The sequence below is a fragment of the Bacillus aerolatus genome (assembly GCF_009183655.1).
GTDB classification, from domain to species: domain Bacteria; phylum Bacillota; class Bacilli; order Bacillales; family Domibacillaceae; genus Pseudobacillus; species Pseudobacillus aerolatus.
In genome coordinates this window covers 76,115-97,978 of record NZ_WEIO01000010.1, presented here as the reverse complement: position 1 = coordinate 97,978, position 21,864 = coordinate 76,115, and the positions used below count along the sequence as shown (strand labels likewise).

At 44.6% G+C, this 21,864-nt stretch carries 15 protein-coding genes; 2 read left to right on the top strand and 13 right to left on the bottom strand.

Annotated features, from left to right (window positions below):
- Positions 1 to 14 precede the first annotated feature (14 nt).
- The 7 genes from F9802_RS15525 to F9802_RS15495 form a co-directional block, all read right to left on the bottom strand.
- Positions 15 to 1,520, bottom strand: coding sequence for an alpha-amylase family glycosyl hydrolase (locus tag F9802_RS15525; RefSeq protein ID WP_152153595.1), 1,506 nt, complete (start codon positions 1,518 to 1,520; stop codon positions 15 to 17).
- 333 nt (positions 1,521 to 1,853) lie between these two features.
- Entirely contained in the window at positions 1,854 to 2,216 is a 363-nt protein-coding gene (locus F9802_RS15520) for a YisL family protein (RefSeq protein WP_152153592.1), read from the bottom strand.
- A gap of 77 nt (positions 2,217 to 2,293) precedes the next feature.
- Entirely contained in the window at positions 2,294 to 3,196 is a 903-nt protein-coding gene (locus F9802_RS15515; protein WP_152153590.1) for a fumarylacetoacetate hydrolase family protein, read from the bottom strand.
- 15 nt (positions 3,197 to 3,211) lie between these two features.
- On the bottom strand, positions 3,212 to 4,396 hold the full coding sequence (locus F9802_RS15510) for a DUF418 domain-containing protein (protein ID WP_225435372.1): 1,185 nt from the start codon (positions 4,394 to 4,396) through the stop codon (positions 3,212 to 3,214).
- A gap of 141 nt (positions 4,397 to 4,537) precedes the next feature.
- Entirely contained in the window at positions 4,538 to 8,257 is a 3,720-nt protein-coding gene (gene addA / locus F9802_RS15505; RefSeq protein WP_152153588.1) for a helicase-exonuclease AddAB subunit AddA, read from the bottom strand.
- Positions 8,250 to 11,735, bottom strand: a complete 3,486-nt coding sequence (gene addB / locus F9802_RS15500; protein WP_152153586.1) for a helicase-exonuclease AddAB subunit AddB — start codon at positions 11,733 to 11,735, stop codon at positions 8,250 to 8,252. Before addB ends, addA begins: the two co-directional genes overlap by 8 nt.
- 197 nt (positions 11,736 to 11,932) lie before the next feature.
- Positions 11,933 to 12,544, bottom strand: coding sequence for a TVP38/TMEM64 family protein (locus F9802_RS15495; protein ID WP_152153584.1), 612 nt, complete (start codon positions 12,542 to 12,544; stop codon positions 11,933 to 11,935).
- 211 nt (positions 12,545 to 12,755) lie between these two features.
- Between F9802_RS15495 and F9802_RS15490 the strand changes: the two genes are divergently transcribed.
- Positions 12,756 to 12,986, top strand: coding sequence for an IDEAL domain-containing protein (locus F9802_RS15490; RefSeq protein WP_152153582.1), 231 nt, complete (start codon positions 12,756 to 12,758; stop codon positions 12,984 to 12,986).
- Positions 12,987 to 13,149: 163 nt separating this feature from the next.
- Here the strand turns inward: F9802_RS15490 and F9802_RS15485 are convergent, their stop codons facing one another.
- The 3 genes from F9802_RS15485 to F9802_RS15475 all read right to left on the bottom strand — a co-directional run bounded on the left by F9802_RS15485 (position 13,150) and on the right by F9802_RS15475 (position 16,481).
- Entirely contained in the window at positions 13,150 to 14,439 is a 1,290-nt protein-coding gene (locus F9802_RS15485) for a M48 family metallopeptidase (RefSeq protein ID WP_191992011.1), read from the bottom strand.
- 304 nt (positions 14,440 to 14,743) lie between these two features.
- Positions 14,744 to 15,733: a lipoate--protein ligase gene (locus tag F9802_RS15480; protein ID WP_152153580.1), complete on the bottom strand. Its 990-nt coding sequence runs from the start codon at positions 15,731 to 15,733 to the stop codon at positions 14,744 to 14,746.
- A gap of 13 nt (positions 15,734 to 15,746) precedes the next feature.
- A complete protein-coding gene (locus F9802_RS15475) occupies positions 15,747 to 16,481 on the bottom strand; it encodes an MBL fold metallo-hydrolase (protein ID WP_152153578.1) in 735 nt (244 codons plus the stop codon).
- Positions 16,482 to 16,676: 195 nt separating this feature from the next.
- Between F9802_RS15475 and yhfH the strand changes: the two genes are divergently transcribed.
- The gene (gene yhfH / locus F9802_RS15470; RefSeq protein ID WP_152153576.1) at positions 16,677 to 16,811 is read left to right on the top strand and encodes a protein YhfH; all 135 of its coding nucleotides are present in this window, start codon (positions 16,677 to 16,679) and stop codon (positions 16,809 to 16,811) included.
- A gap of 423 nt (positions 16,812 to 17,234) precedes the next feature.
- Here the strand turns inward: yhfH and F9802_RS15465 are convergent, their stop codons facing one another.
- The 3 genes from F9802_RS15465 to hemY form a co-directional block, all read right to left on the bottom strand.
- On the bottom strand, positions 17,235 to 19,556 hold the full coding sequence (locus F9802_RS15465; RefSeq protein ID WP_152153574.1) for a YhgE/Pip domain-containing protein: 2,322 nt from the start codon (positions 19,554 to 19,556) through the stop codon (positions 17,235 to 17,237).
- A gap of 74 nt (positions 19,557 to 19,630) precedes the next feature.
- Complete coding sequence (locus F9802_RS15460; RefSeq protein ID WP_152153572.1) at positions 19,631 to 20,203, bottom strand: TetR/AcrR family transcriptional regulator; 573 nt, start codon at positions 20,201 to 20,203, stop codon at positions 19,631 to 19,633.
- Positions 20,204 to 20,444: 241 nt separating this feature from the next.
- Positions 20,445 to 21,860: a protoporphyrinogen oxidase gene (hemY, locus tag F9802_RS15455; protein ID WP_152153570.1), complete on the bottom strand. Its 1,416-nt coding sequence runs from the start codon at positions 21,858 to 21,860 to the stop codon at positions 20,445 to 20,447.
- Positions 21,861 to 21,864: the final 4 nt, after the last annotated feature.

Sequence of the window (21,864 nt, the reverse complement as noted above, 5' to 3'; positions counted from 1 at the left end):
TCAAAGGTTTTTTCTTAGTTATTACGGCGCGCCGCTCTTCCCCGTTTCCAAACGAGATAAAGAAAAATCATAAAAACGACATACACAGCAGCAAGCGCTGCGATAAACATCTTATTAATGCCGGTTTTTTCGGCCAATGCATATATTTCTGATTCTTCCCTGTCAAGGATAAGCGTGAACCGGTCTTCTTCCGGCCGGACCATGTCACCGGCGAGCAAGCCGCGCAATTCTTTGTTGCGGTCAAGCTCAGCAGCTGGAATACTCACTTTTTGCGCTTTATCTGAATTATTCACAGCTACCACGATCGTTTCGTCTTTATATTCACGCTTAAAGACAGTCATGCCGTCTTTATCATAAATCGGTTCATAAGAGCCGCGGGTTAAAGCCGGCAGCTGCTGGCGCAATTCGCCGATTTTCTTCATGTAATCAATCAATTCCTGATCTTCCTTGAAGCTGAGCAGGCGGTGGCTGTCCACTCCTTCTTCCCCATTAAGAGCCACTTCTGATCCATAATAAACGACCGGCAGTCCCGGTACGGTATATAGGTAAGTTAATGCGAGCATCCAGCGCGTGCCCGGAAAAACGTTTTCTTCTACCATTTCTTTCGTAAAGCGATCTGTTTTGTTGGAGTCTAAAAAGTTTGCTGATAAAAAAGCTTCTCTGTACGGCGTTTCTTTCAAAAGTGACACAGTTCCTTCAGAAGGCTGTTTCACATTTTTAAACTGCTCCCGAAGTGAAGCAGAAAGTTCAGTGTTCATCATGCTATCCAAGCCAGACGCTTCAAAGCGCTTAATGTCTATGTTTTCGTTGCTTTCACCGAGTAAAAAGAAGGAGCTTTTTTGCTGCTTTACTTGTTTTGAAAAGTCTTGCCAGAAAGATAAAGGGGCATTTGCTGCATCACTTAAGTAGTAGCCATCCACGTCCGCTTTCTCGATCCACCACTTGCCTGCTTTGATCAGTTCCTTCTTTACTTCTTCATTCTCGAGATTAAGCGCAGCCATTGTTCCGAGCCACTTTTCCTCTGGCTGTGCATTTTTCTTTTTAAACCAGTCCGCTTTCGCCGAATCTTTCGCCCACGGGTGGGACGGGCTAACTTGTGTAACTGGGAAATCAACAAGCACTTTCATGTCGCGGTCATGTGCTTCTTTTACGAGGTGATTCAATTCCTTCATCGTGCCGAACTGCTCGTTTGGTTTATAAAAATTAGTTATCCAGTAGCCATGATAACCACCTTTGGCATTTTCAAAAACTGGACTGATAATGATGGAAGTGAATCCCATCTCCTGTATGTAATCCAGTTTAGCGGCTGCGCCTGAAAAGTCGCCGCCTTGATAAGCTAGCGGATCATTGTTATTTATTTCTTTATCATTTTTATTAGTCCCATTATTAAAACGATCTGTCATTAAATAATACATCGTTTCATCTTGCCACGTTTGTTCTTCTTTTTCTACAGCGCCGACAGGAAAGGCGTATAAAAGAAGAAACGGCAATAAGATAAGCGAGCATAGCCTTCTTTTCACTTCCGCTTCCCCCCACAAATAAATGATCGTACCGCTTTTAAGATTAAGCTTTTCCATGCGTGCCGTCAAACACAAAAAGGAAAGTTCAACAAATCTACAAGAAATGAGAACAAAAGCGCCTTGATTAGCTCCGACAAGCACAAGACGAGGGGCTAGGCAATGGAACTGGACGCCGATCCAAAACTCTCAAAGTTATCCCTCTGCAAACTTATCATTTCCTAGACGATAGAATAGAAAAGTGCCGGACACCTCTGCCAACACATAGTATAAAAAACTATATATCAGCGTGCAGAGGAACCAGGCACTTAGGGACTGCTTCATTCATATTTCTATTCAGGCAAAGAAATTTAAGCCCACCGGCAGTTTAAAGCCTAAGTATAGCGTCACGATCAGCAGCACAATCGTGCCGATCAGCACTTTGCTCGTCTCTTTTCCTTTTTTCTTGCGCACGAGCACCATTTCCATTAACCCGATCGTTAAGAAGCCAGCGAGCATTTTCATGCCGTACAGCATATCATTGATTGAATGGTGTTTAATAAAGAGCAATAAACCAGTTGCTAATACGAGTACGTAAAATAGCCTTAATGCCATGTGAGCACCCGTTGAATATTTGCCAAGAGCGATAAAAAATAAAACAACCGCAATGACCCAAGTCGTGATATGTAGATGGGTACTGTTAAAAAATAAACTTTCCACGTCATTCCCTCCTCCTTTCTTCTTTCCTTCTATATAGTATCATTTTGCCAAAAGAGAAGGAAATGATGTGACGGGCATTATTGGACCTTATTTGTTAATGTACCAATTTGTTCAATTTTAATTTCGACAACATCCCCTGACTTCAGCAAGCCCGGCGGATTCATTCCTTGACCTACTCCGGCCGGTGTACCTGTCGCGATGATATCACCAGGTTCAAGCGTCATTCCTTTAGAAAGCGTGGCAATAATGTCATCAATCGGAAAAATAAAGTGCGCTGTATTGGACTGCTGGCGGATATCCCCATTTACTTTCGTTTCAATATTTAATTGATGAGGATCTTGCACCTCATCTTTCGAAACGATCCACGGGCCCATCGGACAAGTGCCGTCCAAGCTTTTGCCGAGGAAAAACTGCTTATGGCGCTTTTGAATGTCGCGCGCTGTCACATCATTAATAATCGTGTAGCCGAAAATATAATCAAGTGCTGCTTCTTTTGAGATACCCTTTCCACGTCTGCCGATGATTACTGCAAGCTCTCCTTCATAATCAAGCGCTTCCGTCAATTCCGTGTAAGCTGGAATCAATTCGTTCGCTGCAATTACAGCAGTCGGCGCTTTCGTGAAAACCATCAAGTTAGACGGGATGCTTTCTTCGCCGCCCATTTCAATCGCATGGTCACGGTAATTTTTCCCGATGCACATAATGTTTTTAGAAGGGCGCGGAATCGGAGCGAGCCACTCGACTTCTTCTGCAGAAACAGCCGCTTCTTTCTTCTCTTTTTCTTCAGCTGTCCGCAGCCACTTTTGGGCGCAGATTACTAATTCTTCACCAGCTGCTATCGCTTCAAGCAGCGTATCAGGGAGAGTTCTTTCACCCGATACACTTGCTTCAAGCGTCTGCAGATTCCAGACCGTTTTTTCTTCTTCCAAATATACCCCGTATGTTTCTTCTCCATTTGCACGATAGCTAATAAATTTCACCGTTTCGTCCCCCTTTTATTCACTCTCTGTTTTTCTTACTTGTTGAAATCCGTAAGTGGCTTTACGCCACAAGTGTTCCATCGGTCCCCTCTTAAACTTGGACAACCAAAGTTCGGAAAGGATCACTTGTCCGGCAAAGACGGCCAAAACGATCCAGACACCGGTGGACAACTGTACTTGTCCATACAAGCCGAATCCGTAATGGTAAAAAATGAGCGTACCAATCACCGACTGCAGCAAATAGTTTGTCAATGACATTCGACCTGCCGCTGCGAAAGGCTTCAGCAGCTTTCCTATATTTTTCATGGAGCCAATCCCGATCACTAACGCTGCGTAGCTGACAGCGAGAAGCGGTCCGCCGATAGAATCCTGGATATATACGTAGGCAAGATTCGAAGCAATGATGTACGGCAGTCCTTTCAAAATGATCCCTGTTACGAAGAAACTCACAAACGTGATAAAAGCGATGACAGGCCGTTTGTGCCATCTAGTGAATACTTGCAATTTCTGCGCCCCTGCCCCGATAAGCAAATGCGGAAAAATAGCAATCAGCTGCACCCAAAGTGTTGCGGGCCCATTTGCCACCAGCCAGTCGGCCGTCCGCTGTTCTGTTATTTCTGCAAACGTGCCGCTGCTGTAGGCGGCAATGGAGCTCTCAATGCCGACAATATCTGTCCACTGCTCGGCACTCGTCGGATCAACGGCAGCCATCAGCACGAGCAGGGTGCCGAGAAAGGCGTTCGGTAAAAACAATAATAAACTGCCGATGATAATTAACATTTTTCCAGAAAGCCGCAAAAACAGCAACAATAAAAATCCAAGAATTGCATAATTAATTAAAATATCCCCGGACCAGATAAAAAAAGCATGAATGAGGCCAATCAGCAACAAAAAAGTAAAGCGGCGAATGCCGGCCGCTGTAAATGACTGGCCTCTTTTGGCGGCATTCTCCATTTGCATCGCAGCGCCAAAGCCAAACATCATGGCAAACAGCGGATAAAAACTTCCCTGTACGAAAATATCGATCCACTGGTAATGCCAAGCATCTTCTGCCCCTTTCCACCATTCATACGGGTTGTAGTATAAATAAGGCGAATGGAAAGAAATCATATTAACTAAAAAAATACCTAAAAGCGCCAAACTGCGCAAACTGTCCAGCGTCACGATGCGCTGCTCCTCTTTGACGGGTGTTAATTGCACACTCTTCTTCCTCCCTCTCTTTCTCCATTTCTTTTTCCATCATAACATCATTAAAAAGAAAACGGAGAAGTTATGATTTCTGCTAAAAAATAGACGCCCACAGCAGAAACAAAGGCTCCAGCCGAGGCGTCCATTTTACAGTCAATCATTTATTTGCAGCAAATGAGCTCCGTCAAAAAAGAAGAGAAACTTCTTATCGACTTTCCGCTTCCAAATTTGTTCAATCGCCCGCGCATACAAGTTTATTTGTACACGATAGCGGCCTTCAAGAACCGGCTTGCCCTGCTCAAATCCTCCCGGAAAACGTCCGGCTATTTTATCTGTTTTATAATCAAGTAAGTACAGCTTTCCGTCTTTTTCGATGAGACAGTCAATCACTCCCTGTACGAGAACCGTTTCTTCCGGTCCTTCCCACTCGGGGTGAAGCTCGCTCGCTTTTACTCCCATGTTAAAAGGTGTTTCCCTATAGACGTGGTCTGCCTGCAACAGTACCTGACCGATATCTGTCTGGAAAAAAGCGGCAATCTTTTTAGGATCGACTGACGCCGCCTGATCGGCTGTTAACAGTTCGCGGGCAATTAAATCGTTCAACAGTCTTTCAACTTCTCCGGCTGCAGGCTCTTTCTTAAGTGATACGTGCTGCATAACCGTATGAAGCGCCGTTCCTGCTTCCGCCGGCGAGAGTGCTTTTTTCTGCATAAAGGACGGACGGCTAAAAATAGGCCGCTGATACTGGCGGGAAAGATCCGTTCCTGCGCCCTCATTAAAAATGTCATTCATCCGCTTTAAATCAGAGACAGACTGCTTCGAGCGCAGATGAGTTGCCGGCTCATGTTTGTATATCCAGCTCATCCGCTCTTCAATTTCAGCTTTAAATGGGGAGGAAATAGAAACACGTTCAAATGACTGCACTTTTTCCAGCAAGCCGCCGCTTTCCTCTGTCTGTTCGAGTTCTTTCTGCTGAAGCGACTCTGCGCTGACTGTTTGTATGCTCCACTTTGACGGATGTTCCGCCAGTGCGGCCGGAACAGCTGAATGGCTGCGGCCAGTTATGTCATAATCAAGATGACGGGCAAGTGCGGGGCCTGCCCAGTCCAAATAAGATTTAGCTGATGCCCTTTCCGCATTGCCCAAGAGCCATTCCGGATTTCTCTCTGATTTTTTCCATTTGGCAGCTGTTTTTTCTGCATCTTTCACGGTTCCAAGCAAAAACAGCTTTTCTTTTGCTCTCGTTAACGCCACGTACAGCACACGCATTTCTTCAGCAAGAAGCTCAAGCCGCTTTTTCCTCTTCAATGCCAGCTGCGGCAGCGAAGGATAGCTGATTCGTTTTTCTGCATGCACATATTTCGCACCAATGCCAAATTCTTTATCGAGCAAATAGTTTTTATGCAAGTCCATCATGTTAAATTGCCTGTTCAAACCGGCAACGAATACAACCGGGAATTCCAGCCCTTTCGAAGCGTGAATCGTCATGAGACGGACGACGTCTTCTTGTTCGCTCAACGCACCGGCTTCTCCTAAATCATCTCCGCGCTCCTGCATCCGCTCCACGAAGCGCAGAAAACGGAACAGTCCCCGAAAAGAGGTTTCTTCGTATTGACGCGCCCGGTCGTACAAAGCGCGCAAATTGGCCTGCCGCTGTTTCCCGCCTGGCATGCCGCCGACAAAGTCGTAAAAGTGTGTGTCGCGGTACAGCTGCCAGACGAGTGCCGACAAAGCGCCGTGACGGCCAAGAGCGCGCCAGCTGGATAATTTCTCCAGAAACTTGCTGACTTTCTCGTGCAGCTGCTCATGGCGAGGTTCGGGACGCGTGGAAACGAAGGACTGTACCGCTTCATAATAAGAAGCTGATTTTGATGCGAGCCGGATGACGGAGAGTTCATTTTCGGTGCAGCGGACAATTGGAGAACGCAAAACCGAAGCAAGTGGAATATCTTGATACGGATTGTCAATCACTTTTAACAGCGAAATCATAACAGCGACTTCCATTGCTTGAAAGTATCCGTTGGAAACTTTCGCATGAAGCGGAATACCGGCGCGTTTGAACTCTTCCTTGATCACACCCGCCCACGGCATGGAGCGTAAAAGAATAACGATATCGCGGTATTGCACCGGCCGCTCCGCTTTTGTTTTTGGATCATAGACGGGATGCCTTGAGTCGATAAGTTCTCTAACCTTTTCCGCCATCCACCTCGCTTCAAGTTCAGATTGTTCCGCGTCTTTTATATCAAGATCATCTGAATCAGACTTCGCCCCCTGATCGATAATGGCCACTTCAACCGGAAATGGTACCTGCTCCGGATAAGAAGCGCCTTTAACGAGTTCCGCTTGCTGATCATATTCAATTTCACCGATTTTCACATCCATAACTTGCTTAAACAAAAAGTTCGTTCCCGCCAGTACTTCGGCGCGGCTGCGGAAATTTTGCGCCAAATCAATTCGCAAGCCGCTGTTTTCACCGTCCGTTGTAAAACGTCTATATTTGCTTAAAAATAAATTCGGTTCCGCTAGGCGAAATCGATAGATACTTTGCTTCACGTCGCCGACCATGAACAAATTGCCGTTTTCTTCTTCACCTGTCTTTAACAGGCGGACAATCGATTCCTGGACGATATTAAAGTCCTGGTATTCATCGAGAAAGATTTCTTTAAACCGTTGCTGATAAGCGAGCGCCGCTTCCGAAAGGCCGTTTTCCTCTCCGGTTAAAATCTCAAGCGTAAAGTGCTCCAAATCACTGAAATCGACGAGTCCTTTTTCTCGTTTCACCGCCTGGAATCTGTCAGCAAACCGCTGCACGAGGCGGGCGAGCGCAGCAATCGTTTCCTTCATTTCCCCCATGTTGTTCAAATAACTTTCCGGCTTATGGGAAAAGTATTCTTCCTGAAGTTTTTTGACGATCTCTTTCGCTTCAGTCCGCAGTTCTTTCGACTGTTCCGTCAGTTCAGGGTCGTATTCTTCCCCTTTGCAGCTTTTCAAGGTAGGAAAGTCTATCGCCTGCATTTCTTCATACAACTTTTGCCACGAAGGAACGGCAGCACGCAGCCGGCGGATCATTTGCAATTCATTGTTGAACATCGCTTCCCGCGGGACCGGTCCGCCGGGCATGTTTACCATGTCGACGCATTCCGTTAACATCGCTTCAGCTGCTTCTAGCTGGAGATCGATATAAAACTTTAACGTATCAATAAAGGGCAGGCTGTCAATTGCCTCCACGCCGCCTGACACGTCATATAGCTGCCAGAGCCCGCTGAGCCACTCGTCCGGGCGCGGATGCGACTGGGCAAAATCATACAACGTATGGATAATCGTTTGCAGCTCTTCATCGCTGCGGTCATTGGAAAACGTATCAACGAGCCGGTAAAACTCTTCATTGCCTTCCGCGCCGTATTCGTCTTCCAAAAAGTCGTCGAGCACTTCATCCCGGAGCAGCATCAACTCTCCCTCGTCAGCGATTCTGAAAGCGGGATCGATATCGATTAAGTAGTAGTATTTACGAATGACTTCCAGACAAAAAGAATGAAGCGTCGAAATGGACGCTTTATTTAACAGCGTCAGCTGCCGGCGCAAATGATTCGATGCCGGATCCTTTTCCATTTCTTTTTCGAGTGCTGTGCCGATGCGCTGGCGCATTTCAGCAGCTGCTGCATTCGTAAAAGTCACAACGAGCAGCTCGTCAATATTCACGGGCACTTCTTTATTTATTACTTTACGGATAATCCGTTCAACAAGAACGGCGGTTTTTCCGGAGCCAGCGGCGGCAGCGACGAGAATATCCCTTCCTTTCGCCGCAATGGCTTTCCACTGGTCATCCGTCCACGATGCGCCTTCCGGTTTACCGGGAATGATCAAATTACTCATTCTTTTGCGCCTCCTCTGCCATTTTCTCAAATACATCTTTTTTCGGCACGATAAGCCGGTAGCCATTTTCTTCAAGTGATTCATCAAACTGACAAACAGAACGGTAAGGACAAAATTCACACGGGGTCTTCTTTTTGTATTGATACGGCGTAATATCCACTTTTCCGCCGACAATTTCGTCTCCTGACTGTTGGTACAGCTGGCGAATATGGTGTCTCATACCGCTAAATGTTTGTCTAGCGGCTGTTTGCGATGCTTTGGCTAATTTCCCGTTCTTTGTAAACGAAGCCGGAATAATATTGGACGAGCCTGACGCTAAGTTAGCATCCATTAACTGAAGAGCTTCATCTTCACCAAGAATGAGCCCTTTCATTTTAAAGCTCTTAAACATTTCCTCTTCGATTTCTTCAAGCGTCATCAATTTTTTGCCGCTAATGAGCGGATTGTGCACATGAAAATACAGCACTCCTGCAGGGTGCGCTTCTGTTCCGATGAGCTGCGGGGAATACGTTAAAATAATGTCTAAATAAGTGAGCATTTGCAAAGCAAGCCCGTAATACACTTCTGTTAAATCCAAATCGCGTCCGCTCGATTTATAATCAATGACCCGCAAATATACGCCTTCCTCGCCTGCCGCCTGATCCACTCGATCAATCCGGCCGGCAAGTGCCATTTTTGTGCCATTTTTTAACGTGAACGACAACGGCGGCAGCTCTTCTCCCGGTCCGAAGCCGAGTTCAATGCCGACAGGTGAAAAGCCGCTCGCTTTCGCCTGGCCGCTCAGCGCATACGATGCCCGCCAAATAATCTGCTCTAACTTTCTGCTGAGATAGAGGTGGCGGTTGGAGCTTAATAAAATCTGGTTTTGCAGCCGCGGCGCCAGCTGTTGAACCGCTTCTGCAGCCAGCTGCTGGCATTGCTGCTTGGACAGCTGTGCCCACTTTAAGCCGCGCCTTTCTACTTCATCAGCAATCCATTTTAAAGCACCGTGAAATAAATTGCCGATATCCGGCGCCTGCAGACGGAAAACATCGCGCTCCTGCAGCTTCAGCCCGTGTTTAGCAAAGTGTGAAAATGGACAGCTGTTGAACATCTCCATCCGCGTAACGCTCGCCAGCATCTCTTCCCCGTATAACTCGGTGCTGACAGTTTCATCAAGCTTGGCCGCCTCATTTTTATAAAATAAACTGGATAACACACGTGACGCTTTTTCTTTTTGCTGCGGATGCTCCATGTAAAAGTTGTACACATCCCACCAAAAATCGTACATTGGATAATGCAGCCTTTTCAACTGCAGCTGGGAAGTTAAATAAGATAGGGTTGGGTTAGGGTGGCACACGTATTGCAACTGCGCTGTTTCGTCAAGTTCAGACGGTTCATTGCCGAGCAGCTTCTCCTCCGTCGCCGGAAACAGTTCCTTTATTCTTTTAATATATAAAGAAGGCAACAATGATTTGCCTTCATCGTCGGCTATTGGATAAGAGACATACAGCCGGTTCGATGAAACTGTGAACGCCCGGTACGCTGTAAATTCTTCATCAAGCATCTTTTGCTTGCTGCTGAGCGCGAGCTTCATGCCGCCTGCCAGCAGCTTTTCCCTATCCTCGTCCGCTAAAATGCCTTCTTCTATGCTTCTTGCCGGCAGCACGCCGTCGTTTACACCGATCATAAAAACGGCCTCTACCTCGCTGAGACGGGAAAGCTCAAGATTAGCCACTGTCACTTGGTCAACAGCCGGAGGCACAATAGCAAACTTCATCGCTTCCAGCCCAGCCTCGATAACCGAAGCAAACTTTTTGAGCGTCATTGCTTCATCTCCAAGCACTTCCACATATTGATCGAGCAGTTCAATGACCGCGTTCCATGCCTGGTTATGTTCTCTTGCCGCCACAAGATCTTCTCTTTCTTCTGCTTCCAGGCTGAATGTTTCCAGCTTTTCGGGAATGTGAAGCTCTTCCAAATATAAATAAAGCGCTTCGCAATATTCTTTGCTCGTTTCCGCTTTTTTCAGCCTGCGTGCAAACCGGGACACAGGTGCAGAAATACATTCTCTCACTTCGTTCAACTCTTCTTCCGTCTCGCGCTCCTCGTCTGTTTGCACTTTGTTTACATGGTCAAGCCCCCGGTAGCGTCGGTAGCTCCACTTTTCTTTTTCCGTCCAGCGGTCGCCTTTTATCCCGTAGGCAAGCACATAATTTTCAAGCCGGTCCATTTTCTCACGAAGTGTTTGCCAATTTTCATCCATCGGGAAAAGCAAATCCGTTTTCACTGCGCGGAAGACCGATTCATACCGCCAGTTGCTGTTGATGATCTCTAAAGTGGAGCGAATAAGTTCGATCAATGGATGATTCAGCATCGGCCGCTTCTGGTCAATGAAAAAAGGAATCTCGTAATCATGAAAAACCGTTTCAATCAATTGCCGGTAGTCACTTCCATTCCTGACGAGCACTGCCATTTGCTTAAAGCGGAATCCTTCCTCGCGGGCCAGCCTCCTAATCTCTCTTGCCACTCCTTCAATTTCTGTTCTTCTGCTCGCTGTTTGCATAAGACAAAGGTTCTCAGGCGATTCAAAAGCGGTTGGCGGACGGTGGTCAAAGTACGCCTCCAAATGAGTCAAACCGGCTGCTGTATACCGTTCTGGCGTAGTTAAAATCACGTCTTCTTCGACGGCCACGCCACTGTCTTTAGCCAATTCATAAACGGTTGAATATGTTTCGCCCGTCATGCGAAACAAGTGCGTGTTTTCAGGCGGCGCCGAACGGAATGACCGATCTGTTGTTAACGCGATTGTTACGTGCTTTGCCTCTTTCATCAGCTGCTGAAGGACTGTATATTCTTGCGGAGTGAAGCTATGAAAGCCATCAATAAACACTTCAGCCCGCTTTATATAATCAGAAGAAACTGCCGCTTCCGCCAGCAGCCGCAAATAATCCTCGGAATCAACATATTTGCCAATCAGCGCTTCTTCAAAGTCGCTGTAAATCGTCTGCAGGTCGTGAAGCTTATCTTTTAGCGCTTTCGATCCTCCACTCTGCTCAAGCGCCTCTTGCTTTTCCGTCAGTTCTTCCGGTGTGATACAATACCGTTTAAACTCTGTCAGCATACCTTCCACGTGGCTGATAAAGCCGTTTTTGTCCGCTGCACCGGCAAATATTTTCAACTCATCTTTTTTATCTTCAATAATTTTTCGAATGAGCATATTCAAGCCGATGGAAGAAATATGCTGTCGGCTCATGCCGCCTGTTTCCTGAAGCACACGCCAGGCAAGCCGCGTAAAGCTATATACTTGAGCACGGATCATTCCGCCAAGCTCCGGGTCAGATGACAAGGATTGCTCGGACAAAAAGGTCATTTGTTCGGGCACAAGATAAATAATGGGATCACCGATCGGGGCCTTTTTCACTTTGTTTTTTATTGATTCAATCATTCGTCTCGTTTTGCCGGTTCCTGACCGGCCGATAATAAATTGGACAGACATCCTCTTCCCTCCAGTAAATCTTGCACATTCTGCCTGCAGCTGTTTATTGCATCTTTTCACTATAATACAGATCATACGTTCTGTCACCTTCGAATGCGCAAGCGCCTTGACCAGCCCCGACGGCAAATTTATCCACCATGCAATTATTTTATAGTACGCTAAACAACAAAAAAGAGCCGGCTGTTTTGCCGCCTCTCTCATCCTCTTTCTCTTTCCCTATTTTTATCAAGGCGCGCTTCAATCTGCTTTCCGACGATCCACAAGATAAAAATAACGCCGCCCAGAATTGCCGTACGCATTGGTTCTTTTATTAATGAGGCCACGTCATAGCCAATAAAGCTGACGGTGAAAATCATCACAGCCTTCCCCGCCATTACCGCTAATAAATATTGCTTAATACTAATATTAGATAAACCGGCGACAATATTAACAATGGCCGACGGCGTAAACGGAAAACATAAAAGCAAAAACACTGGACCGAAACCATGGCGGTCGACCCAATTCATTAATTTTCTCACTTGGCGGTGCCTATGCAAAAAGGACAGTATTCGGTGCTGCCCATAGTTTCTAATGAGCAAAAACACTAGAAAGGCACCGGTGACCGCTCCTGCCCACGACAGCAAAAACCCAAACCATAATCCAAATGCGCTGGCGTTTGCGAGTACAAACACAAACAGCGGCAAAAAAGGCAAAAACGCTTCAAGCAGCGGCAAAAAAAATCCGGGAATAGGCCCGAATGATTCATATTTTTCGATTAACTCCATTATACTTTCAAGCGTAAACCATTCTTTCAAGCTGATCACATCCATGTCGTCTTCCTCTCATGTCTACAGGCACTCGATTTTTTTCATTTTACCATAACTGAACGGTATAATCTTGATGTAAGAGCTAATGAAGTATTATTTATATGAACGGATTCCTATTTAACAAAAAATAAATTTTCTGAAAATTTTAAAGTTTTTGTTGATTACTTTCGGGGTATCACATATAATAAGAAAAAGGTATCTGAGGTGATGAAAAATGGAGAACAATAATTATTTTGCCGAAATGATGAAGTCCCCGATGCCACGTGAAAAAGCGAGAAATGCAACAGCCGTCTACATTGATAGTCTGCTTAATGAAATTTTATTTAAACAAGAGAAACAAAAATTAATGGATGCGATCGATCAGTCGCTTGATGAAGGCAATCGCGAATCTTTTATTGAATTATCAGCTCAATTGAACGAATTAGAGAACAAGTTCAAGGCTTAAACATTCCTTCTCTAACGATGCTGCTCCTCTATACTAAACTCCCCTTATGCCTATGAGGCACTGGACGGAGGCTGACTTAAAAAAGCAAGTATATGGCACCTCTTTAAAAGAGGCGCCATATACTTGCGGGTCAGTTCCGGCTTTTTTTGAGCGTTTGTACCTCCTACTCCTCCTTTTCCTTTTCCTTTTCCTTTTCGCTTGACAGCGGATACGTTTCCAACATGTAAATTCTTTCGGCCATTGCCGGATGACTGTAGCGGAATATTTTCACGAGCCATGGCGGGCTGACTTCCGACAGTCCTTCCTTAGCCAGCTTTTGAAAAGCGCTGACAGCCGCTTCTTTATTTTCCGTCATTTCGATCGCGTACTCATCCGCCTGCTTCTCTTCAAATCTGGAAACAGCATTGGAAAATGGGCTGGCTGCAAATGCGAGCATGGAAACGACGAGTAAAAATAAAGGCAGCGTTCTTAATTGGGACAATTCATTTATCTGTACCTTCTCCCCATATTTACTGATCAACTTCTCCATCCATTTAGCTGCAAGCCAAAATCCAAAAAAGGCGAGAACTAAATAGCTGCCAATACCAACATAAATATGCTTTTTGACGTAATGGGCCATTTCGTGGGCCATAACAAATAATATTTCTTGGTCATTCAATTTATTCAGCGTTGTATCCCATAAAACAATGCGGGCATTGCTCCCTATTCCGGTGACGTATGCATTAAGAGCATTCGTTTCTTTTGACATGTCCACTTCGTACACATGATCGGCGGGTATAGCTGCTTTATCGGCGAGATCCAAGATTTTTGTTTCCAGCTGTTTATTTTTCAACGGATAAAAGTCATTGTACAACGGGTCGATAATAACAGGCTGCAAATACATCATAAAAACAGTGAACGGCACAAACAGTGCCCATGCGGCCAGCCACCATTTTTTCTTGAACCTTTTCATTAGTCCGTACAGCGTAAAAATGAGAACGGACATAATGGCGTAACTGATCCAAAAATCGATGAGTTCGTTTTTCATCCACTGCGAAAACGTTTGGGCGGAGATATGATAAGCTTTTGAGAAATGGAAGCCGATGTATTGGAGAGGAAATGCGAGCAGAAATGTAAGGATCGATAAATAGAATAAGTAAATGGCGGTTTGCAAGAAAGAAAAACGCACTGTTTGCTTCGACCATTTCTCAAACTGTGTTGATACACCAAGCACCAATATTAAAAAGTACACGAGCCATTCAAATGGAACACTGAGAAAAAACAAAAAATTTTTAATGGTGGAATATTCTTCGCTTAAAATCAGTTCTTTTTCACTTAAAAAAACAGCCGGATCGGCGCTTGTCCCTTTATAAATCTCCGGGATCTCCCCTGCCGTCATACCATATAAGTAAAAGTAAATGGCCAGCGCGAACAGTCCATAGCCAAACAAAGCAAACACAGCCCACTTTTTCACTACGTGCTTCACTCCTTTCTCTATCCTTTACTATATGTAATAAATAAGTTGTCCGATTAGAACAAAAAAATTCAGCCACTGTCGGTGCAGCGGCTGACTCAAATCCCGTGAAGGCTTCATTGCTAGTTTTGCAGTAATTGTTTTTTCAAAGCTCGTCTTAATATTTTTCCCGTCGTGTTTTTTGGAAGTTCTTCTAAAAATTCGATTTGCTGCCGCAATAATCAATCAATTCTTCTTATGAGCAAGTAAAAATAATCTAAAAATAGGAAAACCTGACAGGAAACAAATGTCAGGTTTTGGCATATTAATATAGTAAGTCTGCAATTTCTTCCTCGTTCACTTTTCCGAAGTAATGAGGCACATCAAGTGAATGGAGCGCTTGCTTGATGGCATTCTTTTCGTGCCTCACTCCTGTGAGCGCCTTCTCGATCTCATGTACATCTCCTGCCCCAAAAAAATCACCATATATTTTGCAGCTTTCAATCAAACCATTTTTCACATTAAGCCGGGCATCAATCAAACCAACCGAAAAACGATGAGAACGCTGTATGTTGAAGGCAGGCGACTTTCCATAATTCCAATCCCAGTTTTTATACCGTTCTTGTGAAATTTGTTCGATGGCTCGCCAGTCTTTATCATCGAGGTGGTATTCCGGAACCTCTTCTTCCCCTTCGAAAATATTATTCAATAAAAACAGCCGGAATTCTTCAATCGTCATCGGCGTGTTCAATAAATCGGCTATGTTGGCTACCCGGCTGCGGATAGATTTAATTCCTTTTGATTCAATTTTATCTTTTCTTACTTTCAAGGCCGCCACTACTTCGTCCATGTTTGTTTGGAACAAGAGCGTCCCGTGGCTAAACATCCGCCCCTTCGTGGAAAACTGAGCGTTGCCGGAAATTTTAAATCCGTTGGCGTGAATATCATTCCTGCCGCTCATTTCTGCTTGTACGCCCAGCTTATTTAAAGCAGTGACAACAGGCTCTGTGAACTTTTTAAAGTTGTGAAAGCTATCGCCGTCATCTTTCGTAATAAAGCTAAAATTTAAGTTACCTAAATCATGATAGACCGCACCGCCTCCCGATAAGCGCCGAACGACGTGTATATTGTTTTCTTCCACATAGTCTACATTAATTTCTTCAATTGTATTTTGATTTTTCCCGATAATAATGGACGGCTCATTAATATAAAAAAGCAAGTATGACTCGTTAATGTCCAAATATTTGACCGCGTATTCTTCAATTGCCAAGTTTATCCGCGGATCAGTCATTCCTTTGTTGTCTATAAACAGCATAACTGGACCTCCGTTATAACCCTATTTCTAAATCTTGTTGAGCTAGTAATACTGTACCATAAAACTCTTCCTGAGCTTCTTTTTTAAGCTTGCTGAGATCACCAAAATGTGGAAGGTGAGTTAAAACGAGCGTATTCACTTCCGCCAGGCGGGCGAGCCTGCCAGCTTCCGTACTTGTCATATGACCGGCTGCCTGCCCGTCCATTCCGCTGTAAAAGTTACTTTCACAAAGAAGAAGGCTGCTTCCTTTTACAAAAGGAATAAATGCTTCCTGATAAGCAGAATCGGCAGTATAAACGACAGATGCCCTATGATTAGAAATTTTCATTGCATAACAAGGCACGGGATGAACAGTTCGCAAAAATTCAACAGTAAACGGTCCGACTGACAGCTTTTCATCTGGGGTGTAAGCTTTCCCTGCTGTTAAATCCTTATATGTAAGGGTCGAAAAGCCGCTCTCATCTTCCTGGTGGCCATAAATAGGCAGCGGGGAAGTTTCTTTTCCTAAATGTTTGCCAATTAAGAGTGCGTGCTGCATTACGCCAATATCTGCTACATGATCGGGATGGTAGTGGGACAGCAAAACAGCGTCAAGCTGTTCCGGCTGGATGTGATTTTGCAGCCGCGACAGCACTCCACTTCCGCAGTCGACGAGCATTTTAAATCCACCTTCTTCGAATAAATAACCAGAACTCGCTTCATTAACTTTCGGATAGCCGCCCCAGCAGCCAATAATGGTAACGTTCATGGGTGTGGCTCCTTTCATTTCGTTGTTTTTTATCTCCATACGTATTGTATTCCCGAAATTCCTTTAGTTCAACTTATCTATTTTTTAGATTTTTTAAAAAAATTAATAAAAAGTAGTTGACGAGGAAAAACTGTTATAATACAATAAGTAACAACAAGACATCAGTTATATAACAAAACAAGGAGGGAAATGAAAATGATTAATAACATCGTTGATTTTTTCAAAAATTTGCCCGCTAAACAATGCACAAAATGCGGTTCCTATATTGAAGAGCAGCATGAGTGCTACAACCACACTTGTGATGAGTGTACAGACATCAAAGATCTTTAATTCGCTGCCATAACTTCATCTTCCAATTCCATATTTTATATAAAAAAGAAGAACCAGCTTCGCCTTGAGCAGGTTCTTCTTTTATTTAATGAATAGGCTGTTTTCGTAAACTTTGTTGCTATTAAAAAAGGGTTGGTTGATTTCCGCTCCAGGATGCTCGCTTTCCGCGGGGCGGGCGGTGAGCCTCCCCGTCACTTTGCTCCTGCGGGGTCTCACCTGTCCCGCTAATCCCGCAGGAGTCTCGCACCTTCCGCTCCAATCAACCCTTTTGCTACACTTTTTTCATAAGAATATACTACAAAAACAACAGTCTTTTAGAAAACAGCCAATGAATAAGAAAAGATAAGTTTTTATACTTATTTTTGCTGTCTAGCTCCTCGAGGTCATAAGGCAAACTGGCTGCATCCATTTCGCCAGCTCGTCTTATGCTTGTCGGGTCTGAACAGGCGCCTTGCGCTTTTCTATTCCATATTGCCGTTTAAACAGCCGTTTAAAAAACAACATGGTGATTAAGATACAACCTGCAGCAAACAAACCGAGAACTCCATTGTTTACCCACATAAAGTCAAAGTCGCCGCTTGAAATGACTGCTTTAAATGCCCGGACAGAGTAGGCCATCGGCAAGATGGAGTTAAACGGCTGCAATGCTTTTGGAATTAACTCCAGCGGGAAGGTTCCCGCGCTTGCCGTCAATTGAAGAATCAAAATCAAAACGGCTATGAAACGGCCCGGGTTTCCCCACATCGTTACTAGCATCTGAATAATCGCCATAAAGGTCAGACTCGTAATAACCGCTGTTAAAATAAATAATGGTACACTTTGTACTTCAATGTTCAAGCCGTACAACAAGATGGCTGAAACGAGAAGCGACTGCGCCAGTCCGGCGAGAAAGAGCACGCCGAATTTACCGAGGAACCAGCTAAAACCGTTCGTCGGCCGCTTAGCTGGCTCTCTTAATTGAAAGACAATAGTCAACATTAGCGCTCCGACGAATAAACCGAGAGACAAGAAGTAAGGGGCAATCCCTGTTCCGTAGTTTGGCACGTGATGATTCACTTCTTTGTCCACTTTTACAGGCTCCGCCATCATATCATACGTTTCTTCTTTCCCTTTTACCTCATTTGCTTTTTCAGCTGCTTCTTCCAATTTTTCATGAAGCTCTTTCGTTCCTTCTTTCATCTGGGCTGAACCGTTTTCCAGATCCACTGATCCTTCAGCAAGTTTGCCGGCTCCTTCTGATAATTTGGCTGACCCGCTGTTTAACTGTCCTAGTCCGCCGCTTAATGTTTCAGCTCCTCCCGCGAGTTCAGCTGACCCATTTTTCGCTTCCGAAAGTTTTTCACTAAGCTGATTCATGCCCTCCGTCAATTCTTTTTCCCCACTTTGTAATTTTCCGGCTCCACCTGCTAGTTGGTCAGACCCTAAGGCCAGTTCGTGTACACCTGCCTTCAGCTGCTGCTGACCCGTTTGGACTTTCCCGAGGCCTTCATTTAATGACTTTATGTTGGGTGCGAGCTGTCCGCTGATTGCTCCATTGACTTCTTTTGCTCCGGAAGCAAGCTTAGCACTTCCTGTTTGCAGCTCACCGACACTGCTTTTGATTTTTTCAGCCATTTGCTGTTGTTGCTGCGCCACTTGTTGTTTTAGTACAGCAATTTCTACCGGTGTCAGCTTTTGCTGCAATAATGGCATATATTGTTCTAATTGCTGGTTGATTGACCCATTCAGTTCAGCAATCAACTGTTCTTCAAATTGTCCTAGCCCGTTATTTAGCTGCTCGGCACCCGATGCCAGCTCTTTTGTGCCTTTCGTGAGTTCGGGCAGCTTTTCCTGAAACTGCTCGACTCCTTTTTTCATTTCTGCTGTGCCGGAATTTAATTCTTCCATTTTTCCATCGACTGTATGAAGACCTGTTTGCAAGCTGGAAATACCAACGGCGAGGTTGTTTGCGCCATTTTGCAATTCTTCACTGCCGGCCGCAAGTTTATTCTGGCCTTCTTCAAGCTGTGCAAGCCCTGAATTTAGCTTCGCAGCCCCGCTCGCCAGTTCTTTCGATCCATTTCCCGCTTTCGAAATGCCTTCGGAAAATTGGATAGAGTTGTCAGCAAGGGCTGCCAAGTTTTCTTTTATTTGAATGGCCCCTTCGGAAAGCTTTTCCGCTCCCTCACCGAGCTCCCCTGCTCCGTCGCTTGCCGATGACAAACCTTCACCCATTAATTTGATTTTCTCAAACATCGTTTCCGAATAAGTTTTCGTCACACTTTTTTGAACAGACGTCCGAATTTCTTTGACAGCTGTTTCTCCCATTTGTGCTGATAGAAAATTGAAACTTTCATTCGGTACATATTTCAATTCGAGCTTTTCCGGCTTCTCTTCCAGCAATGTTGTTGCATTTTTCGAGAAATTAGCGGGAATTTCAATCATCATATAAAATGTTTGATTATCGAGTCCTTTTTTTGCTTCGTGTTCTGACACGAGCCGAAAATCAAAATCATCACTTTTATCAATTTCCTTTATCAGTTCCTTGCCGAGAGTTAATTTTTCGCCTTCAAAGTCGGCACCGCTGTCTTTATTGACAACGGCGACCGGCAAGTCTTCTAACTGCGAATATGGATCCCAAAAAGCCCACAATAGCGTTCCGGCATATAAAAGAGGAATAAATAAGACAGCCAGAATCGAAATAAGCAGCATTCGATTGCTGAGGATGTCTTTTAATTCCGCGATAAATAAAGATTTTTTCATCATTTCATCCCTTACACTTTATATTAATGACCATTTTGTTCATTTAGTCATTCCGCTGCGAAAGAAAAGGATTTTCCTCAAATGGATAATCCTTCAAATAAATAGAGTTCAAACAGCCGCAAGATTTCCTCTTCGCTCAGTGGCTCTTTTCTTTGTTCCCAGTCAAAAATAAGTGAAATGTAAAGCTTCAGCATAACAAAAGCTGTCACTTCCGGATTGCATGGTTTAATTTCACCAACTTCAACAGCCAACGAGATTTTCTCTTTAATAAAAGAAAGAATAGCATCTTCCATCATCGTCATTACTTCAATAACAGCAGGTGTACCCATTTCTTTTCCTTCTTGAAATAGCTTAATCGTCAGCTGGTGCCTTTTCCTAAACTGTAAAATTTGAAAAAGCGCTCTGTGAGCATTTTCATAAAAAGATAAAGACGGATCGACTGCTTCTTCTGCCACTTCTCTCATTTCAGCAATGAGTGACTGGATGATTTCATCAAATAATTCTTCTTTATTTTTAAAAAACGTATAGATAGTGCCTTTGCCGACATTCGCAAGCCTTGCTACTTGATCCATCGTTGTTGCCTTGTAGCCAAAAAGTGAAAAGGAATTTGTCGCCGCTTCAATAATTTGCTGTTTACGATCGACTGCCATTCTCTCTTTCGTCTCCTTTTTATGACGGAATGAACAATTTAGTCATTTTGTATTAATAAGATACTACAAATAAACGTGGATGGCAATAGCTTCATTTTTAAAATTAGTCTTATTCAACATTCATATTGATATTTCAACAAAAAAGAGGCTGCCTCCGACATCAATAGCCGGGCACCTCTACCATCGTATAAAAGTATTATATTTTAATCTATAGGGGAACCAGGCACTTGAAACAGCTCTTTCAGCCCTTCTTCTGTATAAACGCCAATGCTTTCTGTACCACTTCTTCTCCTTGATCAATACAATCAGGCAGGCCGAGTCCTTTAAAGGAACTGCCGCCGATAAAAAGGCCCGGCATTTCACGCTGCAAGTGCTCTTCAATATCGTTAAGACGCTGTTGATGGCCGATTGTATATTGCGGCATCGCTTTTTTCCAGCGGCTGACAACCATAAAGTCTGGTTCTGCTGTAATGGACATCGTTTTATTTAAATCGTCCAGTACAATGCGTTCTATTTCCGCATCTGCTAAATCAACGACTGCTTCATCACCAGCACGGCCGACGTAGCAACGTAACAGCACTTTACCTTTTGGCACCGTGTGCGGCCATTTCTTGTGAGTCCACGTACATGCGGTAATTGTGAAATCACTGTTTCTTGAGACGACGAAGCCTGTGCCATCTATGTCCTGTGAAATAGCTTCTTCCGGAAAAGCCATAGCCACCGTGGCAACGGATGCAGCCGGCATCTCCTTCAATTCGTTAAAGAAGTGGTATTGCGGCATCATCGCAGGCAATGTGAAATGGGGAGTCGTAATAATCACACTATCCGCTAGCATTTGCTTGCCGCTGTTCAGGGAAAGAATAATTTTGCCGTCTTCCCGCTTTTCAATATAATCCACGCGGGTGCCTTTTAGAACCGAACCCGATTCGAGCTTTGACTCAATGGCTTCTACCAGCTCTTCCAGCCCGTTTTTTAGCGTCAGGAAAATACCTTTCTTTTTCGTGCCTTTGCCGGCCGAAGCGGGCGTTGTTTTTTTCATGCCAAATATTAAACTGCGGTATTTTTGTTCCACTTCATAGAACTGTGGAAAGGTAGACATTAAACTGAGCTTATCGATGTCTCCCGCATAAATGCCGGACAACAGCGGTTCAATTAAGTTTTCTACGACCTCATCACCAAGACGGCGTCTAAAGAAGCCGCCGAGTGACTGGTCGGTTGTTGATCCTGATTTAGGCAGCAAAAAGTCTGCCCCTGCTCTCACTTTTCCCTGGATGGAGAAAAGAGTCGTTGTCATAAAGGGAGTGATCCGTGTTGGAATGCCCATCACAGAGCCACTAGGCATCGGATGGAGTTTGTTGTTCACTAACACATAAGATTGCCCTGCTGCATTATTCACCAGTTGATCGCCAAGTCCGACTTCCCTCGCTAGACGGGCGGCGCTTTCTTTTCGTTCAAGAAACGAATCCGGCCCTCTTTCAATGACGAAGCCATCCTTTTTCACTGTTTGAATTTTGCCGCCAAGGCGGGGCGCTGCTTCAATTAATGTCACAGCTAACGGGAGCTGGACGTTCTTTGCTGCTTTTTGCAAATAGTACGCCGCCGTTAATCCCGTAATCCCTCCACCTATGACTACAACCTTTTTTTTCCCTTCCAACACAGTT